Raw genomic sequence first — 378 nt, 5'->3', positions numbered from 1 at the left:
AGCCCGAGGTCACGGTCGCGGAAGCCCGGGAGCGGTGGCGGGAGCCCGTCCGCCGGGTGGAGCACGCCGGGGCCGTCTTTGAGGAAGTGATTCTGAAATGACCGTCCCCCGCCGCACCCCGCCCGACCTGACGCCCCGCCCGATCCGGCTCCCGGCGAACCCGCCCAACGTCGGCCCGGTCGACGTGGTGACGCCGTTCGCTCAGGCTGACGAAAAGTTCCTCGCCGTGTCCGTCGCGGCGGCGCTGGATCAACCCGGCTGCGAACCGCTGCTACACCTTGTCGCCGACGGCTTCACGCCCTCGCCGGAGACGATCGCGCTGGCGGAGCACCCGAGCGTCCGGCTCTACGTCAACGAGCGGAACGTCGGCCCGTACGT

1 protein-coding gene is annotated in these 378 nt (G+C 71.7%); it reads left to right on the top strand.

Annotated elements, in window-relative coordinates; translation table 11 throughout:
* Positions 1 to 97: 97 nt before the first annotated feature.
* Positions 98 to 378 (top strand): hypothetical protein (locus ACG2DA_RS23120; RefSeq protein ID WP_395259076.1); only part of this gene is annotated, 281 nt, incomplete at its 3' end.

The organism is Alienimonas sp. DA493 (genome assembly GCF_043951915.1).
In the GTDB taxonomy this organism is placed as follows: domain Bacteria; phylum Planctomycetota; class Planctomycetia; order Planctomycetales; family Planctomycetaceae; genus Alienimonas.
Note: the sequence above shows the minus strand (reverse complement) of the source record. Positions and strands in the feature narration are given on the sequence as shown.